This window comes from Demequina muriae (genome assembly GCF_030418295.1).
GTDB classification, from domain to species: domain Bacteria; phylum Actinomycetota; class Actinomycetes; order Actinomycetales; family Demequinaceae; genus Demequina; species Demequina muriae.
This window is the reverse complement of record NZ_JAUHQA010000001.1, coordinates 1,742,943-1,761,036: the sequence shown is the minus strand read 5'-3', so window position 1 is coordinate 1,761,036 and position 18,094 is coordinate 1,742,943. Positions and strand designations below refer to the sequence as shown.

Genomic DNA, 18,094 nt, shown 5'->3' with positions numbered 1-18,094 from the left:
GGACTCGCGGCTGCTCGCGCGCTAGAGCTTGTCGAGGTTGTTGAAGCGCAGCACCAGGCGCTTCACGCCTTCGGAGCCGAAGTCGACCTTCACCACCGCGTTGCGGCCAGCACCTTCAGTGCCCACCACCTTGCCCATGCCGAACTTGTCGCTCACCACCCGATCGCCGGTCTCGAAGCCGATGTCGCCGGCGCCGCCGGGCGGGCTCGGCGGGATGCTGCGGGTGCGCACGGCTCCCGCGCGCGAGTACGCGTTGCCGTCCTCGCGGTCCTGCGAACCGCCGTAGCCCATTGACGACCACCCGGAGGAGCCACGTCGCTCCGTACGTGCGCGCAACGAGGCCATCGACTGCTCGGAGCGCGACCATTCGATCAGCTCGGCGGGAATCTCCTCCGCGAATCGCGACACCCCGAAGTACTGCGGGGCGCCCCAGCTGGAACGGACCTCGGCGCGGGTGAGGTACAGCCGCTCCCGGGCACGGGTGAGTCCCACGTAGGCGAGCCTGCGCTCCTCCTCCATGTCTTTGGGGCTGCCCGACTCGATGGACCTCATGTGCGGGAAGGTGCCGTCCTCCATGCCGGTGAGAAACACCACCGGGAACTCGAGGCCCTTGGCGGTGTGCAGCGTCATGAGGGTCACGACTCCCCCGCTGCCGTCGACGTCGGGCAGCTGATCGGCGTCCGCGACGAGGGCCACCTTCTCGAGAAACTCCGGCAGCGTGCCCTCGGGGTTCTCCTCCGAGAACTCGCGGCCCACGGACACGAGCTCCATGATGTTCTCGATGCGGGAGGCGTCCTGCGGGTCCTCCGAGGCACGGTAGGCCGCGATCATCCCCGACCGGTCCGCGATCGCGTCGAGCACGCCCGCGGGGCCGTTGTCCGCCGCGAGCGCGCGGAGGTCGTCCATGAGCGACACGAAGGTGCCGATCGCGCGCACCGCACGCGCCTGCAGGCCAGCCTCGTCCGCCCACCGGAGCGCCGCGCCGAAGCTGACGGGCGCATCGGCCGTGGTGCGCTCGCGCCGCAGGCGATCGATCGCCTCGACCGCCGTGTCCCCGATGCCGCGGCGGGGAGTGTTGATGACGCGCCTCATGGCGACGTCGTCCGCCTCGTTCACGACCGCGGAGAGGTACGCCAGAGCGTCCTTGACCTCCTTGCGGTCGTAGAAGCGTGTGCCGCCCACGATCTTGTACGGGACATCGGCCGCCGCCAGGCGCCCCTCGATGGCGCGGGACTGCGCGTTTGCGCGGTACATGATCGCGACGTCCGCCGGCGCCACTTCGTGCTCGCGGATGAGCCGGGCGATCTCGTCGGCGATGTACTTCGCCTCCTCCTGCTCGGTGTCGCCCGCGAAGGCGCGGATGCGCTCGCCTGCGCCGGAATCCGTCCACAGGTTCTTGGGCGGCCGGCCCTCGTTGTTCGCGATCACGGCGTTGGCCGCGGAGAGGATGTTCTGCGTGGACCGGTAGTTCTGCTCGAGGCGCACGATGTGTGCGTTCGGATAGTCCTTCTCGAACTCCAGGATGTTGCGGATGGTCGCGCCGCGGAACGCGTAGATGGACTGATCCGCGTCGCCGACCACCGTGAGCTCGCCGGGCGGCAGGCCGCCGTCCTCCTCGCGCCCCACCAGCTCGCGCACGAGCACGTACTGCGCGTGGTTGGTGTCCTGGTACTCGTCGACCAGCACGTGGCGGAACCGCTCGCGGTAGCGCTGCGCGATGTCGGGGTGGCGCTGCAGGAGGTGCACGGTCTTGACGATGATGTCGTCGAAGTCGACGGCGTTGGCGGCCTCGAGGCGGCGCTGGTACTCGCCATACGCGCGACCGGCCGCGTGATCGATGCTGAACTTGCTCGTCATCTCGGTCGCGGCGAGCGCGGTCGCGGGATCGATGAGCTCGTCCTTGAACGTCCCGATGCGGTTCAGCAGCGCCTTCGCCGTGAACTTCTTCGGGTCGATGTCCAGCTCCTTCATCACCAGCTTCATGAGGTTCTGGGAGTCCGCAGAGTCATAGATCGAGAAGGTCGACTTGAGGCCCGCCGCCTCGTAGTCCGCACGAAGGATGCGCACACACGCGCTGTGGAAGGTCGCGACCCACATGCCGCGCGCCTCGGGGCCCACGAGCGCCGCGACCCGCTCGCGCATCTCGCCGGCGGCCTTGTTGGTGAAGGTGATCGCCAGGATCTGGTGAGGCCGCGCGCGGCCCGCCTCGAGCAGGTACGCGATCCGGTGCGTGAGCACGCGGGTCTTGCCGGAGCCCGCTCCCGCGAAGATCAGTAGAGCGCCGCCCTCGTGCAGCACCGCCTCCGCCTGGGCAGGGTTGAGCCCCTCCACGAGGGGCGAGTGGGAACGGTCGGCGAGATCGAAGAGCGCATCCATGACCCGTCGAGTCTAGGGCGTGGCACCGACGCGCGGAGCCGTCCCACAGGCCGCCCGGGCGGCTATCGTGCCGTCATGCGAGTCATCGGCGCGATCGCGCTTCTCCTCCTGCTGGCGGGGTGCTCATCGGCCCCCACGATCGACACTGACGGGTGGGCGCCAGCCCAGTCGGACGTCACCACGGTGGAGTGCGGGGACCTGCAGGATGAGTGGGGCATCGGTGAGGAGGAGTCGCCTGACGCGTGCTGGACCTTCGAAGAGAGCACAGGGCTCGACGACCACTTCGTCGCCATGGTCGACGACTTCTCGGACCACGCAGGCGCGGAGCCCGCGAGCGCGCCGGAGTGCGTGAGTTCGTCCGAGTTCGACGTCGGCGCGGTGGGCTGCCAGGCGCAGTGGGGCGACGACGGCGGCGCGGTGGTGCTGAGCGCCCGCCTGATGCTCGACGGGTCGATCGCGGAGATGGAGGCCGGAACAGAGGCCGACGCCTCGACCCCCCGGCTGTACGCGATCACGCTGTGGACCTCGGAGGAACCGCTGGGATCCGACCCGGGGTTCGGCGACCTCGACGCGCCACTGACCGATTGACCGCCCTGCGACCCTAGCCCGCGCGGTCCATCGCGACCGCGCCGTGGCGCTCGAGCGCGACCAGGGCGGTGTCCGCCGCAGACCTCACATCGGGATCGTCGTCGTACTTGGACAGCCCCAGCAGCAGGCGCCATACCTCGCGGTCCGACGGCGCACGGCCAGCGGTCGCCAGGATCGCGAAGCAGCGCGCGGCGGTGGCACGCACCGGGGCGCGGACGTCCGTCGCGAGGCGCTTGAGCTCGGGGACCATCAGCACCAGCTCGCCGATGCGTCGAGCACGCATCGCGTCGCGGGCGGCGAGATCGTTGTCGAGGGAGGGGCCGATGCGGGGTGCTGGCTCGGCGGCCTGATGGTGGCCCACCCAGAACGCGAGCGCGCGCAGGCGCGGCTGCGTCTCGTCCTGGCGCATGCGAGCGCCGGCCATCGTCTGGTTCACCATCGTCCCCTGTGGCGCTCGTGCGTGCGCCTGTGGTGGCGAGACTACTCCGATTCGCACCATTTTCAAGGGGTGAGAACGCTCAGCGTTCTCGGCCATGCGTGCGGCCGATGCGACGGTTCGGTGCGCGCTGGGGAGCGCTATGCAGGGAGCGGCCGGGCCTCGGCGCGGCCCGCGAACTGCGGCAGCACGCGCCGCTTGAGCCCGGTCAGCACCTCGGCAGCGACCGGCGCCGGATCCACGCCGCCGTGCACCGTCCACCGTCGATCGAGCCCGTCGCGCTGCAGCTCCCCCAGCCGCGCCACGAGTCCGCCGCCGGCCACGAAGTCCTGGGCGTAGTAGACCGCGGCGTCGGGGCTCTCGGGCAGGGAGGGCTCGTGCGCCCGCCACTGCTGCCACGCGACGCGACTCACGGCGATCACGTTCACGTCGAACTGGAAGCGCGAGACGGTGTTCCACGACACCGGCACGAACGCGAGGCTCAGGTGCCACACGCGGCTCGGGTAGTCGAAGCGCTCGCCGTCGCCGTCCAGACCCCACTCGCGCAGGGTGGGCGCGATCTGATGCTCCAGCATCGCGCCATAGACCTGGCGCGCGCTGCCTCCAGGTTCGACGGGCGCGAGCATGTCGCGCACTCGCCGCACCTCGCTCCGCTCGACGAAGGGCAGGCTCATAGTTCCGTTTCTACACATCCCGCAGAAAAACCGCATGTCGGGCGATGCCCGGCATGCGGTTCTCTGGTGAAATCGTTACGCGCTGCGTCCGGCGCGCTGAGCTCCGGAGCGGCGTGCGCCGCCACCGGAACGGCGACGGCCGTGCTCGCCCTCGGGACGGCGTGCGCCGCCTCCGGACGGACGCGAGCGTCCCCCCTGGCTGCGGTCGCCCTGACTGCGGGCGCCCTGGGGCTGGCGAATGGGCGTGGCAGTCGGCTTCACGAACGGCGCGACCTCACCCACGAGCTTGACGACGGCATCGGTGCTGGCGGAGACGGACTGCGGCTCCGCGGAGATCTTGGCACGGCGCATGAGCACCTGCGAGTCGCGACGCTGCTCGGGAAGCACCAGGGTCACGACGTCGCCGTCGCTGCCCGCGCGTGCCGTACGGCCCGAACGGTGCAGGTAGGCCTTGTGCTCGGTGGGCGGGTCGACGTGCACCACGAGCTCGACGCCGTCGACGTGGACGCCGCGCGCCGCGACGTCCGTGGCGACCAGCACCCGGTGGGTGCCCTGCGCGAACTGAGCGAGGTTCTTGTCACGCTTGGCCTGCGACAGGTTGCCGTGCAGGTCCACTGCCGGAATGCCGGCGTCGGAGAGCTGCTTGGCGAGGCGCTTGGCGTGGTGCTTGGTGCGCATGAAGAGGATGCGGCGACCGGTGCCGGAGGCGAGAGCGTGGACGACGTCCCTCTTCGCATCGGCCGATGCGACGTGGAAGACGTGGTGCGTCATGGCCGCGACGGGGGACTCAGCCGAGTCGACCGAGTGAGTGACCGGGTTGGACAGGAAGCGGCGCACCAACTTGTCGACGCCGTTGTCCAGCGTCGCGGAGAACAGCATGCGCTGTCCGGTGGTGGGGGTGGCCGTCATGATGCGGGTGACGCCGGGCAGGAAGCCCAGGTCCGCCATGTGGTCGGCCTCGTCGAGCACGGTGATCTGCACCGCGTCGAGCTTCACGTGGCCCTGCTTCATGAGGTCCTCGAGGCGGCCGGGGCAGGCCACCACGATGTCCGCGCCGCGGCGCAGCGCGACTTCCTGACGGTGCTGCTTGACGCCGCCGAAGATGGTGGTCGTGGTGAGGCCGTACGCAGCGGCGAGCGGCGCGATGACGGCCTCGATCTGCGTGGCGAGCTCGCGGGTCGGGGCGAGGACGAGTCCGCGCGGGCGGTTCGGCTGGGCACGGCCGCCCTTCTCACCCAGGCGGGCGGCCATGGGGATGGCGAACGCGAGCGTCTTGCCGGAGCCGGTGCGGCCGCGGCCCAGGACGTCGCGCCCCGAGAGCGTGTCGGGGAGGGTGTCGACCTGGATGGGGAAGGCGTTCATCTTGCCCTCTGCATCGAGGACGTTGGTGATCTTGGTGGGCACGCCAAGGGTGGCGAAGGTGGTGTCAGACAAAGCGAGTGCCTTTCGGGCAGTGCGCCGATGCGCGCCGCGCGACAGCACGACGTCTCCGTGGAAGTCACGGCACCAGCGGTGGTGGCGAATCGCGCGGGACCCGCGCGTTCGTTCGCCGAAGAGATTTTCTACGAGCCGCGCTGCCGGGTCAGTGTGAGTGACTGGCTGCGGCGAGAAGGAGAAGCCATCTGCGACGCAGGAGGACCGGGGATGGTCCTGCAAGTACCCCTAGCGTAGCAGGCCTATCGCACCCGTCCTCCAAGGGAGCACAATCAGGTCATGACGAGCGTCCCGCCCGGCGGCACCGGGGAGCATCGCTGGCCCGCGGTCGCGGCGGTGCTCGTTGCGCTCGGTCTCTACCTGGCGCTGCCCTCGACGTTCCTGCCGGAGCTCCGGTACGGAGTCGCGAGCATCGCCCTCGTGCTGCTCGTCCCGCTGGTCGCGGTCAACCCGGTGCGACTGCATCGTCAGACCACGTGGAGCCGCCGCCTCTCCCTCGCGCAGACGCTCCTGCTGGCCACCGCGAACCAGGTCGCCGTCGTGGTGCTCGTGCTCACGCTCGTGTCGCCGTCCGGGTATTCGGGCGGCCGGCTGCTCCTGGCGGCGGCGCAGGTGTGGCTCACCAACGTCATCGCGTTCGCGCTCGTGCTGTGGGAGCTCGACCGTGGCGGCCCGGTCGTGCGGCGTGCGCTCAGCCGAGAGGAGCTCCCGCGTGCCGACCTGCGGTTCCCCCAGGACGAGGACCACGACGCGATCGACGAGGTGGCCGCCCGCTCCTCGATGGTGTCCGACTGGAGACCGCGGTTCGGCGACTACCTCTACACCTCGCTGTCGAACTCGATGGCGTTCTCGGCGTCCGACGCGATCCCGCTGTCGCTGCGCGCGAAGGCGCTCATGGGCCTGCAGGCCTTCTCCGGCTTCGTGGTGCTCGCTCTCGTCATCGCCCGCGCCGTCGCGGTCGTGCAGTGACGCCGCGACGTCTGCGGTCCGCTCGACCTGATCAGACGATGCGCCGCTGCGCGGCCCAGTGAGCGAGTTCGTGGCGGTTGGTGAGCTGCAGCTTGTGGAGCACCTTGCCGACGTGGGTCTCGACCGTCTTGATGGAGATGAACAGCTTCTCGCCGACCTCGCGGTAGGTGTAGCCGCGGGCGATGAGCCTCATCACCTCCTGCTCACGGGCGGTGAGCTTGTCGAGGTCCTCGTCCGCGTGCGCGACCTCTCCGCCCGCCGCGCCGAAGGCGTCGAGCACGAACCCCGCCAGGCGCGGAGAGAACACCGCGTCGCCGGACGCCACTCTCCTCACCGCATCGGACAGATCCGGACCCGAGATCGACTTCGTGACGTAGCCGCGCGCGCCGGCGCGGATCACTGACACGACGTCCTCGGCGGAATCGGAGACGGACAGCGCGAGCACCCGGGTGCCGTCGATGCGGCCCTTGAGATCAGCGAGCACGTCGAGAGCACCGCCGCCCTGTCCGCCGGGCAGGTGCACGTCGAGAATGACGACCTGCGGTCGCTTCTCCAGAATCTCTGCGACCGCCGAGTCCACGTCGTGAGCCTCGCCCACCACCTGGATCTCTTCGTCCAGCGACTCGCGCACTCCGACCCTGATCACGTCGTGGTCGTCCACGATCACCACTGTCACGCTCATCGGGAGCCTCCTCTTGGCATCATGATCATCACCTCAGTCTTGTCGCCTGGTGCGCTGCGCACCTCGGCCCCGCCGCCGTGACGGGCCACCCGGCCCACGATCGACTGGCGGATCCCCAGTCGGTCCTCGGGCACGGCCTGGGGATCGAAGCCGGGCCCCGCGTCGCGCACGTACACCTCATACGCGTCCGCGGTGAGCTCCGCATAGACGCTGATGGGTCCGGTGCCGTGGCGCGCAGCGTTGGAGATCGCCTCCCGCGCTGCCTGCACCGCGGCCCCCAGCCACTCGTCCGTGGGGGCATCGCCCACGCACACCGTATCGATGGCGACGCCATGCGCATCCTCGACCTCCGCCACGGCGGCCTTGATCGCGCTCGCCACCGACTCCTCGATGCTAGGTCGGTCCTGGTACAAATACGACCGCAGGTCACGCTCCTGAGCGCGGGCCAGGCGCGCCACCGAGTCAGGGTCATCGGCGCGGGCGCGAATCAGGGTGAGCGTCTGAAGCACCGAATCGTGCAGATGTGCGGCGATCTCCGCTCGCTCGTGCTCGCGGATGCGTTCGTCCCGTTCGATCGCGACCTGACGGATGAGACGGAGCCACCACGGCGCGAGCAGCAGCGCCCCGCCGGCCGCGATCACCAGCGGCGTCACGATGGCACGCGCGACGCCGTTGTCGGTGAAGTCCCACATCGCGAACCACCAGAGGGCGCCGATGCCGAGCACGAGGCCCACCAGGAGTCGCAGCCACGCGTCCCGTCGGAAGATGCCGGCGACGTCGAGCCGGCGCGCGTCCTGTCCGAAGGCGCCGTCGAGCGGGCTCCACACCACACCCAGCCCCGCGAGATAGACCACGAGCGGGACCACCCACGGCGCGAGGTCCTCGGTGCCCCACCTGCCCACGGACAGCACACCCGCGACGGTGAGCAGCGCGAGGCCGCCGAGCACCTTCCACGCGGTCGGCACGCCCTGGCGGCGCGCCAGAGGCGCGGCCACCGGGCGATGGGCCTGGGTCGTCATGGAGTCATCGTCACACAGCGCGCGCGTGCACGGCCTCCGATGCCACGCCTATCAGGGTCGCTCCCGCACGAGGATCAGGGGTGGAATCAGGGGGGTACCTCATAGCGCCCGCCCTCCCGCCGAGCGGAGACTGGACTCAGAAAAGGCGTCACAGGCGCCACGGAACCCGAGGAGAGTCATGAGCGAGCAGCCGCAGCCCCATAAGGAGGCAGCGTTCTTCACCACGATCCGCCAGTGGGGCCTCGCGAGGGGCGCGCATGGCGTCATCGGCGGTGTCGTCGAAGGACTCGGCGCGCGCGTCGGCATGGCCGCCGTGCCCGCCCGGCTCATCGTCGTGCTCGCGGCATTCCTGCTGCCCGGGTTCGTCATGCTCGCCTACGCCGCCGCATGGGGCCTGCTGCCCGATCGGCGCGGCACCATCATCATTCAGAACTTCGGCAGGGGCGTGACGAACGTCGGTGCGCTGCTCGGCATCGCGATCCTCACGCTGTTCGGCTTCGGCGCTCTCGACAGCGGGGGGTTCGCCAGCCTCTTCGGAGTCGGGATGGACCCGTGGATCTGGGACAGTGGCATGTTCAGTGGCGGAGGCGGCATCGGCGAGGCGGTGCGCGCGATCGCCGTGCTGCTCGCGATCACGATTCCGCTCCTCATGATCTCCGGCGTGATCGTCCTGATCGTCTGGCTGGTCAAGCGCTCGAAGGAAAACACGACACCTCCCGGCGGCGTCGGCACGCCCGGTGGCCCCGGCACGCCCAGCGGTCCCGGCACGCCCAGTGGTGCCGGGACGCCCAGCGGTCCCGGCACGGCCGATGCGGCAGTGACCCCGACCACACCGCCCGCCTCTCCCACGACGGCCCAGGATGGCTCGGGCGCCCAGGCGCCTGGCAGCACCGCCTCCTCCGCAGCAGCCCATGCCGAGGGCGCCTCCCGCAGCGCGGTCCCCGCCTCCGCGAGTCAGCCTGCCCGCGCATCGGCCGTCGATCCCACCGCCGTGCACACGCCGCAGCCGTGGGAGCCCGCGCTCGCGCCGGGCGACCCGCGGCTGGCCCCCCTCGCAGGGCCGCGGAGAACGCCGCCGGGCGCGCCAGCCGGCCCGCCCGCACCGTACGCATCGGCCCCACCCGCACCGCCAGCGCCACCCGCGCCGTACCACCCACCTCGACCCCATGTGCCCGGCCCCGGGAAGGGCGGATACCTCGCCTTCCTCGGTGTGCTGCTGGTCGCTGCTGCGGTCGTCATCGGGATCGAGCGTGCGGACCGCCTTGCGATCAACCCCGTGCTCGCATGGGGCGCCATCGTGACGGTGGGTCTGGGTGCCGTGCTGGTGGTCGTGGCCCTCACGGGACGCAAGCTCGGGTTCCTGGGCTTCCTGTCGGTCGTCGCCGTGGTCGCGGGGGTGCCGCTGGCCGCGAACGCGGATGACCTCCGTGCCGAGTTCGACCAGCCGTGGGGGTGGTGGGACGTCAACGTGACGGTGAACGAGGGATCCACCTCGGAGCCAGAGCCGTCCATCGCCTCCCCCGAGCCGGCTGCGGCGAACCTCACGTCAGAGCTCGCGGACGACTACTCGTCGATCTTCATCGCCGGCTCCTGCGTCTCGCCCACCTGGGCCGAGCCATGGGAGAGCATCGCGTCGTACGGCGACTCGATCGCCACCATGCGCCTCGACGCGGTCGACTCGGACCTCGATCTCGATCTGACGGCCACCTCGACTCGCGTCGAGGTGCCCGCGGGCACGTCGATCGAGATCGCGGGCTCCGGCACCACGACCGTCGTCTGGGAGGACCGGGACATCTCGTGCGAATCGTGGACTGAACCGTCCGTCGACGGCGACGACGGCGCGCGCCAGCCCGTGCTCACGTTGACCAACCCCGACACCCCGGTGCTCACGCTGCACGCGGCCGCCGATTCCACCATCTATCTCGAGGAGGTCTCCTCATGACCGCCATCACCAACCCCCGCCGTCGCGCGGGCCAGCGCATCTCCAGCGCCCTGTGGGGACTGCTCGTCGCGGGCGTGGGCGGCCTTCTGATCGCGTCGTACTCCGGATACGAGATCGACCTCGAGCTCGCGGCGATCATCGTGCTCGCTGCGATCGGCGGGTGGCTGCTGCTCTCCGCGGCCGTGTCCGGCATCGGCCGTCAGCGCGAGATCTCCCGCGCCACGGCGCCCACCGTCGAGGAGCGGGTGACGCCTCAGCGGACGGAGCCCCCGGCCGATCTGGACGATGCGCGCGAGGCAGACGAGTCAGTCGAGTCAGTCGAGTCATCCGAGGACGCGGCCGCCGAGCATGCGGGCGGGGCCGAGGAGCACGAGGCCGACTCTCCCGACAAGCCGCGCGAGTAGCCGACGACGCTCCGCGCCCTCCAGGAGATGCGGACCGTCGAGGTCCGACACTGAGCGCCCGCTGGGACGCCACGGTGGAGAGGGTGGGGTGGGGCTACTCCCACTCGATCGTGCCCGGCGGCTTGGACGTCACGTCCAGGACCACCCGGTTGACCTCCGCCACCTCATTGGTGATGCGGTTCGAGATGTGGGCGAGCGTCTCGTAAGGCACGCGCGTCCAGTCGGCGGTCATCGCATCCTCGGACGACACGGGGCGCAGCACGACCGGGTGCCCGTACGTGCGACCGTCGCCCTGGACGCCCACGGAACGGACGTCGGCGAGCAGCACCACTGGGCACTGCCAGATGTCGCGGTCGAGACCGGCCTTGGTGAGCTCGGCGCGAGCGATCGCATCGGCACGACGCAGGATCTCGAGGCGCTCCTCGGTCACGGCTCCGATGATGCGGATCCCCAGCCCTGGGCCCGGGAACGGCTGACGCCACACCATCTCGTCCGGCAGCCCGAGCTCGGCGCCGACGGCGCGCACCTCGTCCTTGAACAGCGTGCGCAGCGGCTCGACGAGCTCGAACTCGAGGTCCTCGGGCAGCCCGCCCACGTTGTGGTGGCTCTTGATGTTCGCGGCGCCCTCGCCCCCACCGGACTCGACGACGTCCGGGTAGAGGGTGCCCTGGACGAGGAACCGCACCGGCTCCCCCTCGGGCGCAGCGGCGACGATGTCGCGCTCGGCCGACTCGAAGGCGCGGATGAACTCGCGGCCGATGATCTTGCGCTTGGTCTCCGGATCCGTCACGCCGTCGAGCGCCTCGAGGAACCGCTGACGCTCGTCTGCGACCACGAGGTTCACGCCGGTGGCGGCGACATAGTCGCGCTCCACCTGCTCGGCCTCTCCCTCACGCAGCAGCCCGTGGTCCACGAACACGCACGTGAGCTGGTCGCCCACGGCCTTCTGCACGATCGCGGCCGCGACGGCGGAGTCGACTCCACCCGAGAGCCCGCAGATCACGCGGGCCTTGCCCACCTGGGCGCGGATGCGCTCCACCTGCTCGTCGATGACGTTGGCGCTGGTCCAGTCGGGCTGGATGCCGGCCACGTTGTACAGGAAGTTCTCGATCGCGGCCTGGCCCAGCGGAGAGTGCTTGACCTCGGGGTGCCACTGCACGCCTGACATGCGCCGCTCGAGGTTCTCGAAGGCCGCGACGGGAGCGCCATCGGTGGTCGCGAGCACGGTGAAGCCTGCGGGCGCCTCGTGAACGGAGTCGCCGTGGCTCATCCACACCGTCTGCTCCGCAGGGCTGCCCGCGAGCGCGGAGCCTGGCTCGGCCACCCGCGCGGTGGTGCGGCCGTACTCGCGGAGCCCGGTCTGGGCGACCGTGCCGCCGAGAGCACGCGCCATCTCCTGGAATCCGTAGCAGATGCCCATCACGGGCACCCCTGCCTCGAACAGTGCCGAGTCGATGCGCGGCGCGCCCTCGGCATAGACCGATGCCGGTCCGCCGGAGAGGATCACGGCGGCAGGGTCCTTGGCGAGCATGTCCGCAGCGCTCATCGAGTGCGGGACGATCTCGGAGTAGACATCCGCCTCGCGGACGCGACGCGCGATCAGCTGCGCGTACTGGGCGCCGAAGTCGACGACGAGGACGGGCCGATGCTGGGTTCCGGGCATAGTTCAGGACTCCTGACCGGCGCGCACCTCGCGGGTGACCCGGGTCTCGATGAAGAAGGACAGCAGCGGGACGATGCCGCCGAGGAACAGTGTGGCGAGCCGTCCGTACCCCCAGCGCGCCTGCATCCAGAGCTGCAGCACCGTGGCGAGATAGACGACGTAGATGAATCCGTGGACCTGTGCGAGAACCCCGAAGAACTCCTCGACGCCCTCGGTGCGCTCGATGATGCCGAGGTAGCGCAGCATCCCCAGGAACACGACGATGAGCAGGGTGCCGGTGATGATCGCCATGATGCGGTAGCGCAGGAGCACTCCCGGCGTCACCGCCGATGCGCGCGAGCGCGGGCTGCTGGCCTGGGGGGCGGGATCGGTCACGTGTGTCCTCCGTGGGGGTCGTCCGCCGCGCCGGCCGTGTCCACGGCGTCGCGCGCGTGGAAGCCATTGTCCCGTATCCAGCGGCCCGCGATGAACGCGAAGAAGGCCCCGAACAGCCACCACTCGAGCGCGTAGGCGAGCGACCGGAAGTCCAGCGAGCGCTCGACCTCGGGGGCGGGCAGCGGTCGCAGCCCCGGCTCCGCGGCATCGGCGCTCAGCAGCGTGGTGTACAACGGCGCATCCCACTCCTGCGCGAGGACCGCGGGCGACAGCCGGTCGGCCCAGAAGGCCCCTTCAGGGGGGTGCTCCTCGGGATCGGGCGCCGGTGCGGCACCCTCGCCTGAGCGCAGGTGCCCGGTCACTCGACGGTCAGCGGGTGCACCCGCGTCGAAGCCTGGGACGTCCTCGGGTGCGAGCCAGCCGACGATCACCGGCAGGGTGGCCTCTTCCCCGGTGCCGGTCGCATCGGCCGCCACGGTGAACGGACGCACTACCAGGACGGCGGGGGCGCCGTCGATCTCGCGGTCGGGGATGAGCGCGACGCCGCTGCTGGCGTACTGGCCGTCTGCCCAGATCTCGCGCCCCTGTTCGGAGCCGGGCGTCGTGGCTGGCGCGGCGACGTCGGCGATGGCGGCGGCCGGGTCGCTCTTGCGGATCTCGCCCTGTTCGGACGCGCGCCCCCATTGCCACCAGCCGAGCGTGCCGCACACGAGGATGGCGGCACTCGCCAGGGCCGTCGCCGGGATGACATGCCCCCAGCGAACGCGTCGCGCTGCCGTCATGAGGCTCGACGAGGCTTGGTGGACATGAGCGCCGAGGCTGCCTCGGTGCCGACGGCGACGGATGGCGCCTTCATCACCGTTACGCGGTCGCGACCCCCGGCCTTCGAGGCGTACAGGGCATCGTCGGCACGCCGGATCGCGTGGTGGGGGCTGCCGTCGTACTGCCCCTCGGTGAGGCCGATGGAGACGGTGATGGGGTGGTCGTGGCCCGTGCAGGCGATCGAGGCGTCGCCGATGGAGGCGCGGATGCGCTCCATGGTCACGGTGGCGTCGGGCAGGTGGGCATCGGTGATCACGAACACGAACTCCTCACCGCCCCATCTTCCCACCGCGTCGGTGACCCGCAGACTCGCCTTCAGCCTGGCGCCGATGTCCGCGAGCACGCGGTCGCCGCACGCATGGCCGTACCGGTCGTTGATGTCCTTGAAATGGTCGAGGTCGGCGATCGCGAGGCAGTAGGGCGCCGCGCCGGGAACGGACAGCTGCTCGAGACGCTCCATCACCGGCCTGCGGTTGGACAGCCCGGTGAGCGCATCGGTGTTCGCCAGGTACTCCGCGCGTGCCGCCAGCTCGGCCGCACGATGCCGGGCGCGCTCCGCCCGGAAGTGGCTGACCGCCGCGACGATGAACAGCATGCTCGACATGAGCAGGGCGTTCACCGAGAACAGCGTGGTCAGCAGCACCGTCGGCATCTGCACGATCGCGCCGGACGCCGGCAGCAGGAACTGGCATGCGAGGAACCCGAACAGCGCCCCGAACGCCGCGATCCACCGCAGGACGCGCTGACGCTCCGTGAACACCATGAACACGAGCTGGCAGGCGAGCAGGATGAACAGATGGAGGCCCGACTCCCAGCCGACGAACGCGGCCGCCATCACGAGCTGCACCATGGCCGTGCCGAAGGTCAGGAGCGCGGCTCCCAACTGGCGTCCCAGCCGCGCGAGGAGCACGCAGATCACGTACGCGATGGTGGCGACCATGTTGAAGGCGATCAGCACGCCGAACATCGCCATGTCGTAGGTCATGAAGAACGCCACATACGACAGGGTCAGGATGATCGCGAAGACGGCGATGCCGTGGGTGGTCGACACGGCGCGACCCGCTTCGCCAGTCAACTGGCCCACTCGGCGGTCGAGCAGGCGCTCGACGGCATCGTTCAGGTGATGGTCCCGCGCGCTTCGCTCAGGGTCCCCACTCATCGATGCCCTCCCGACCGGCTGCGGCGCAGTCCGCCTGCGATGGCCGTCAGCGGGCGCCGCGCTCCCAGACTACCGGTCGGCGCTGGTGCGTTCCAGGGGCGATTCTCCGCCCCGGGCATCGGTCACTCCAGCGCCGCGACCGCGACCGAGGCGCCGACGACCAGGTTGCGACCCGAGGCCTTGGCCTCGTAGAGCTTGGCGTCTGCCAGGCGCAGCGTCTCCTCCTTGCTCGTGTGCCGTCGCGCATGCGCGACTCCTGCGGAGATGGTCACCGGCTCGACGAGCGCAGTGGCGCCGTACTCCTCCTCCATCGCGCGCCGAGCGCGCTCCATCACCGCGACGGCCTCGTCCAGCGACATGCCGGGCAGCAGCACGAGGAACTCCTCCCCTCCCCACCGCGCGACCGTGCCGCGGGCGCCGACGGCATGGACGAGCGTGCGCGCCACGTTCGAAAGCACCACGTCGCCCGCGCCGTGGCCCAGGCGGTCGTTGATGCGCTTGAATCGGTCGAGGTCGGCGAGGGCCAGCGCGTACTCGCCCGACCGTGCGGCGTCGGACAGGAGCGGGGTGATGCCCCGGCGGTTGTAGACCTCAGTGAGCGCGTCCGTGCGCGCGGCGACCTGGGCTTCGCCGAGGAGGGCGTCGTTCCGGCGCCGCTCGCGCACGAAGTACTGGTTGTTGAACAGCGCCAGCACGGACACGATGATCGCCACGAGCAGCACGTTGCCCACGGACGTCAGGTCCATCCAGCGGTCGCTCACCGCGGCCTCCGGCTCGTCGAAGCTCTCGGACAGGTACATCGCCACGAGCACTCCCGCGGCCAGCGCCGTGACACCCGCTCCGCTTCTCCACTCGTCCGGCGGGAACACCAGGAACGCCAACGCTCCCACCGTGAGCATCGGCAGCGGGAAGCCGGACTCGTTCGAGAACATCCACGAGAGATAGGCGAACTGGACGATCGGCCACATCAGGCCGATCAACGCCGCGGCCCTGTAGCGACGGCGTCGGTTCAGGTCCACGCACACCACCCACCCGCACACCATCGCGAGGTGGGTCAGGGCGGGTACCAGTGTCAGCGGAGGGTCTGCGGCGGCGATCACGATCGTCCACGGCAGGCAGACGGCGGCGCTCATCAGGAAGAACCGATTGGCGCCCATGACGGACCGCGCGTCCACGGGATCGAGTCCGCTCACGCCCGAGTTGACGATGATCTCGAGGGCGCGACGGAAGGGTCGTCGACCCAAGCTCCCGATCATGTCCACGCCTCAACTCCCCCCGCGCGGCGGCCCCATGCTCAGACGCGCCCCACTGGACGCATCTTGTCGCCGGTTGCCATCGGTGGGACGAGTGTAGGGGAGGGCGCCGACGTGGAGACCGGAGTGTGGCGCGGAACACACTGCCCTGCCCACGACGGCCAGGACCGGGACCTCCGTCGCAAGCACGCCTCGCACGCGCGTGAAAGGATGGAAGGCGTGTCCAGAAGCATCTACATCGCCTCCGCCGAGGGCCACACGGGCAAGTCCACCGTCGCGCTCGGCATCACCGCACTGCTCACGCGCACCGTCGGCCGCGTGGGGGTGTTCCGTCCCGTGGCGCGTGTCGCCGATGGCTCGGACTACGTGCTCGACCTGCTGCTCGGCCACGACGGCGTGGACCTGAGCTACGAAGACAGCGTCGGCGTGACCTACGACGACGTCCACGAGGACCCCGAGAAGGCGCTGGCCACCATCGTCGCGCGGTACCACGAGGTCGCGAAGAAGTGCGATGCCGTGGTCATCGTCGGCACGGACTACACCGACGTCTCGGGTGCCGCAGAGTTCGAGTTCAACGCGCGCATCGCGGCGAATCTCGGCTCTCCCGTCGCACTCGTGGTCCACGGCCGCGACCGCACTCCCCACGAGATCTCGCAGGTCGTCGAACAGTCGCGATCCGAGCTCGAGTTCCACCACGCCAGAGTCGCCGCCGTCTTCGCCAACCGCTGCGACCCTGAGCAGCTGGACGAGGTGCGCGCGGTGCTCCCGGCCGACATCGGCGTGAGCGCGCTCCCGGAGGAGCCGGTCCTCGTGGCCCCGCTGCTGTCCGCCCTCGTGGAAGCGGTCGACGGCACGCTGGTGTCGGGCGACGCGTCCCTGCTGTCACGCGAGGTCCGCGACGTGACCGTCGGCGCGATGATGCCCGAGCACCTGATCGAACGGCTCCGCGAAGGCGCGGTGGTGATCACCCCCGGCGACAGGTCCGATGCGCTTCTCGCTCTGCTTGCGGCACATGCCGCAGAAGGCTTCCCTGCCCTGGCCGGCATCATCCTGAACGGGGGCTTCAAGTCCTCCGAGGCGATCGGCCGCCTGGTCAGCGGGCTCGGATCGGCGCTGCCCGTCATCGAGACCGATCTGGGCACGTACGAGACCGCCCGGCGCGCGTGGTCCACCCGGGGCCGGCTCGCCAGGGACTCGGCGCTCAAGGTCGACACCGCGCTGTCGATGTTCGAGCGCTACGTGGACGCTGATGCGCTCATCGATGTGCTCGACGTGGCCCGCACGGACGTCATCACGCCGCTCATGTTCGAGTACGACCTGCTGGACCGCGCCCGCGCCGCCCGCCGACACATCGTCCTTCCCGAAGGCTCCGACGACCGGATCCTGCGCGCCGCCTCGACCCTGCTCACGCGCGGTGTCGTGGATCTCACCATCCTCGGCGTGGAGTCGACCATTCGCGCGCGGGCTGCGGAGCTGGGGCTCGAGATCGACGATGCGCGCATCGTCTCGACGAGCGACGAGGAGCTGGTGAGTCGCTTTGCGCACGTCTACGCGGACGCGCGCTCGCACAAGGGCGTCACGATCGAGCAGGCCCGCGAGGTGATTCAGGACGTGAGCTTCTTCGGCACGATGATGGTGCTCGAGGGCCTTGCGGACGGCATGGTCTCCGGGGCAGCCCACACCACCGCTCACACCATCACCCCGTCCTTCCAGGTCATCAAGACCGCGCCTGGCGTCTCCATCGTGTCCTCGGTGTTCCTGATGTGCCTGGCAGACCGCGTCCTCGTCTACGGCGACTGCGCGGTGAACCCCGACCCCACGGCCGAGCAGCTCGCCGACATCGCGATCTCGTCGGCCGAGACCGCCCGCCAGTTCCACATCGAGCCGCGCGTGGCGATGCTCTCCTACTCGACCGGCTCGTCTGGCACCGGCTCCGACGTGGACAAGGTGAGGGAGGCGACGCGCATCGTCCGCGAGCGCCGCCCTGACCTGGTGGTCGACGGCCCGATGCAGTACGACGCCGCCGTCGAGCCATCGGTGGCCGCGAGCAAGGCCCCCGACTCCCCCGTCGCGGGACGGGCCACGGTGCTGGTGTTCCCCGACCTCAACACGGGGAACAATACGTACAAGGCCGTCCAGCGCTCCGCGGGCGCCGTCGCCATCGGGCCAGTCCTGCAGGGGCTGCGCAAGCCCGTGAACGATCTGTCCCGCGGCGCCACCGTCCAGGACATCGTCAACACGGTCGCGATCACCGCGATTCAGGCCCAGGAGATGGGCAGCGAGGAGAACGACGCGTGA

The 18,094-nt window shown here is 70.3% G+C and carries 15 protein-coding genes and 1 pseudogene; 5 read left to right on the top strand and 11 right to left on the bottom strand.

The features are described from left to right. Positions 1-21: 21 nt before the first annotated feature. A complete protein-coding gene (locus QQX02_RS08310) occupies positions 22-2,376 on the bottom strand; it encodes a UvrD-helicase domain-containing protein (protein ID WP_301142386.1) in 2,355 nt (784 codons plus the stop codon). A gap of 75 nt (positions 2,377-2,451) precedes the next feature. Between QQX02_RS08310 and QQX02_RS08305 the strand changes: the two genes are divergently transcribed. Further along, positions 2,452-2,964 carry a hypothetical protein gene (locus QQX02_RS08305; protein WP_301142385.1) on the top strand — a complete coding sequence of 171 codons (513 nt, stop codon included), beginning with the start codon at positions 2,452-2,454 and terminating at the stop codon, positions 2,962-2,964. A gap of 13 nt (positions 2,965-2,977) precedes the next feature. Here the strand turns inward: QQX02_RS08305 and QQX02_RS08300 are convergent, their stop codons facing one another. The 3 genes and pseudogenes from QQX02_RS08300 to QQX02_RS08290 all read right to left on the bottom strand — a co-directional run. Then, the gene (locus QQX02_RS08300; RefSeq protein WP_301142384.1) at positions 2,978-3,400 is read right to left on the bottom strand and encodes a hypothetical protein; all 423 of its coding nucleotides are present in this window, start codon (positions 3,398-3,400) and stop codon (positions 2,978-2,980) included. A 140-nt stretch (positions 3,401-3,540) separates the two neighbouring features. After that, the gene (locus QQX02_RS08295; RefSeq protein ID WP_301142382.1) at positions 3,541-4,074 is read right to left on the bottom strand and encodes a hypothetical protein; all 534 of its coding nucleotides are present in this window, start codon (positions 4,072-4,074) and stop codon (positions 3,541-3,543) included. Between the two features lie 78 nt (positions 4,075-4,152). Beyond that, positions 4,153-5,508 (bottom strand): annotated as a pseudogene (locus QQX02_RS08290) (DEAD/DEAH box helicase); the annotation flags it as partial. Positions 5,509-5,787: 279 nt separating this feature from the next. Between QQX02_RS08290 and QQX02_RS08285 the strand changes: the two are divergent. Beyond that, complete coding sequence (locus QQX02_RS08285) at positions 5,788-6,477, top strand: hypothetical protein (RefSeq protein WP_301142380.1); 690 nt, start codon at positions 5,788-5,790, stop codon at positions 6,475-6,477. Between the two features lie 31 nt (positions 6,478-6,508). Here QQX02_RS08285 and QQX02_RS08280 read toward each other — a convergent pair whose 3' ends face one another. Together QQX02_RS08280 and QQX02_RS08275 are read right to left on the bottom strand one after the other, a co-directional pair. Next, positions 6,509-7,159 (bottom strand): response regulator, encoded by a 651-nt coding sequence (locus tag QQX02_RS08280; protein ID WP_301142379.1) that lies wholly within the window; start codon positions 7,157-7,159, stop codon positions 6,509-6,511. Next, positions 7,156-8,178, bottom strand: coding sequence for a sensor histidine kinase (locus tag QQX02_RS08275; RefSeq protein ID WP_301142378.1), 1,023 nt, complete (start codon positions 8,176-8,178; stop codon positions 7,156-7,158). Before QQX02_RS08275 ends, QQX02_RS08280 begins: the two co-directional genes overlap by 4 nt. Positions 8,179-8,356: 178 nt before the next feature. Here QQX02_RS08275 and QQX02_RS08270 point away from each other — a divergent pair, with 178 nt between their 5' ends. Further along, positions 8,357-10,120: a PspC domain-containing protein gene (locus QQX02_RS08270; protein ID WP_301142377.1), complete on the top strand. Its 1,764-nt coding sequence runs from the start codon at positions 8,357-8,359 to the stop codon at positions 10,118-10,120. After that, on the top strand, positions 10,117-10,524 hold the full coding sequence (locus QQX02_RS08265) for a hypothetical protein (RefSeq protein ID WP_301142376.1): 408 nt from the start codon (positions 10,117-10,119) through the stop codon (positions 10,522-10,524). Before QQX02_RS08270 ends, QQX02_RS08265 begins: the two co-directional genes overlap by 4 nt. Before the next feature lie 94 nt (positions 10,525-10,618). Here the strand turns inward: QQX02_RS08265 and guaA are convergent, their stop codons facing one another. The 5 genes from guaA to QQX02_RS08240 form a co-directional block, all read right to left on the bottom strand. Beyond that, on the bottom strand, positions 10,619-12,187 hold the full coding sequence (gene guaA, locus QQX02_RS08260) for a glutamine-hydrolyzing GMP synthase (protein ID WP_301142375.1): 1,569 nt from the start codon (positions 12,185-12,187) through the stop codon (positions 10,619-10,621). A gap of 3 nt (positions 12,188-12,190) precedes the next feature. Then, positions 12,191-12,562 carry a DUF3817 domain-containing protein gene (locus tag QQX02_RS08255; protein WP_301142374.1) on the bottom strand — a complete coding sequence of 124 codons (372 nt, stop codon included), beginning with the start codon at positions 12,560-12,562 and terminating at the stop codon, positions 12,191-12,193. Beyond that, complete coding sequence (locus QQX02_RS08250; protein WP_301142373.1) at positions 12,559-13,344, bottom strand: SURF1 family protein; 786 nt, start codon at positions 13,342-13,344, stop codon at positions 12,559-12,561. Before QQX02_RS08250 ends, QQX02_RS08255 begins: the two co-directional genes overlap by 4 nt. Next, a complete protein-coding gene (locus tag QQX02_RS08245; protein ID WP_301142372.1) occupies positions 13,341-14,543 on the bottom strand; it encodes a GGDEF domain-containing protein in 1,203 nt (400 codons plus the stop codon). The genes QQX02_RS08250 and QQX02_RS08245 overlap by 4 nt, the downstream gene beginning before the upstream one ends. A gap of 122 nt (positions 14,544-14,665) precedes the next feature. Beyond that, entirely contained in the window at positions 14,666-15,787 is a 1,122-nt protein-coding gene (locus tag QQX02_RS08240) for a GGDEF domain-containing protein (protein ID WP_301142370.1), read from the bottom strand. 219 nt (positions 15,788-16,006) lie between these two features. Here QQX02_RS08240 and pta point away from each other — a divergent pair, with 219 nt between their 5' ends. Next, positions 16,007-18,094 (top strand): phosphate acetyltransferase, encoded by a 2,088-nt coding sequence (pta, locus tag QQX02_RS08235; RefSeq protein ID WP_301142369.1) that lies wholly within the window; start codon positions 16,007-16,009, stop codon positions 18,092-18,094.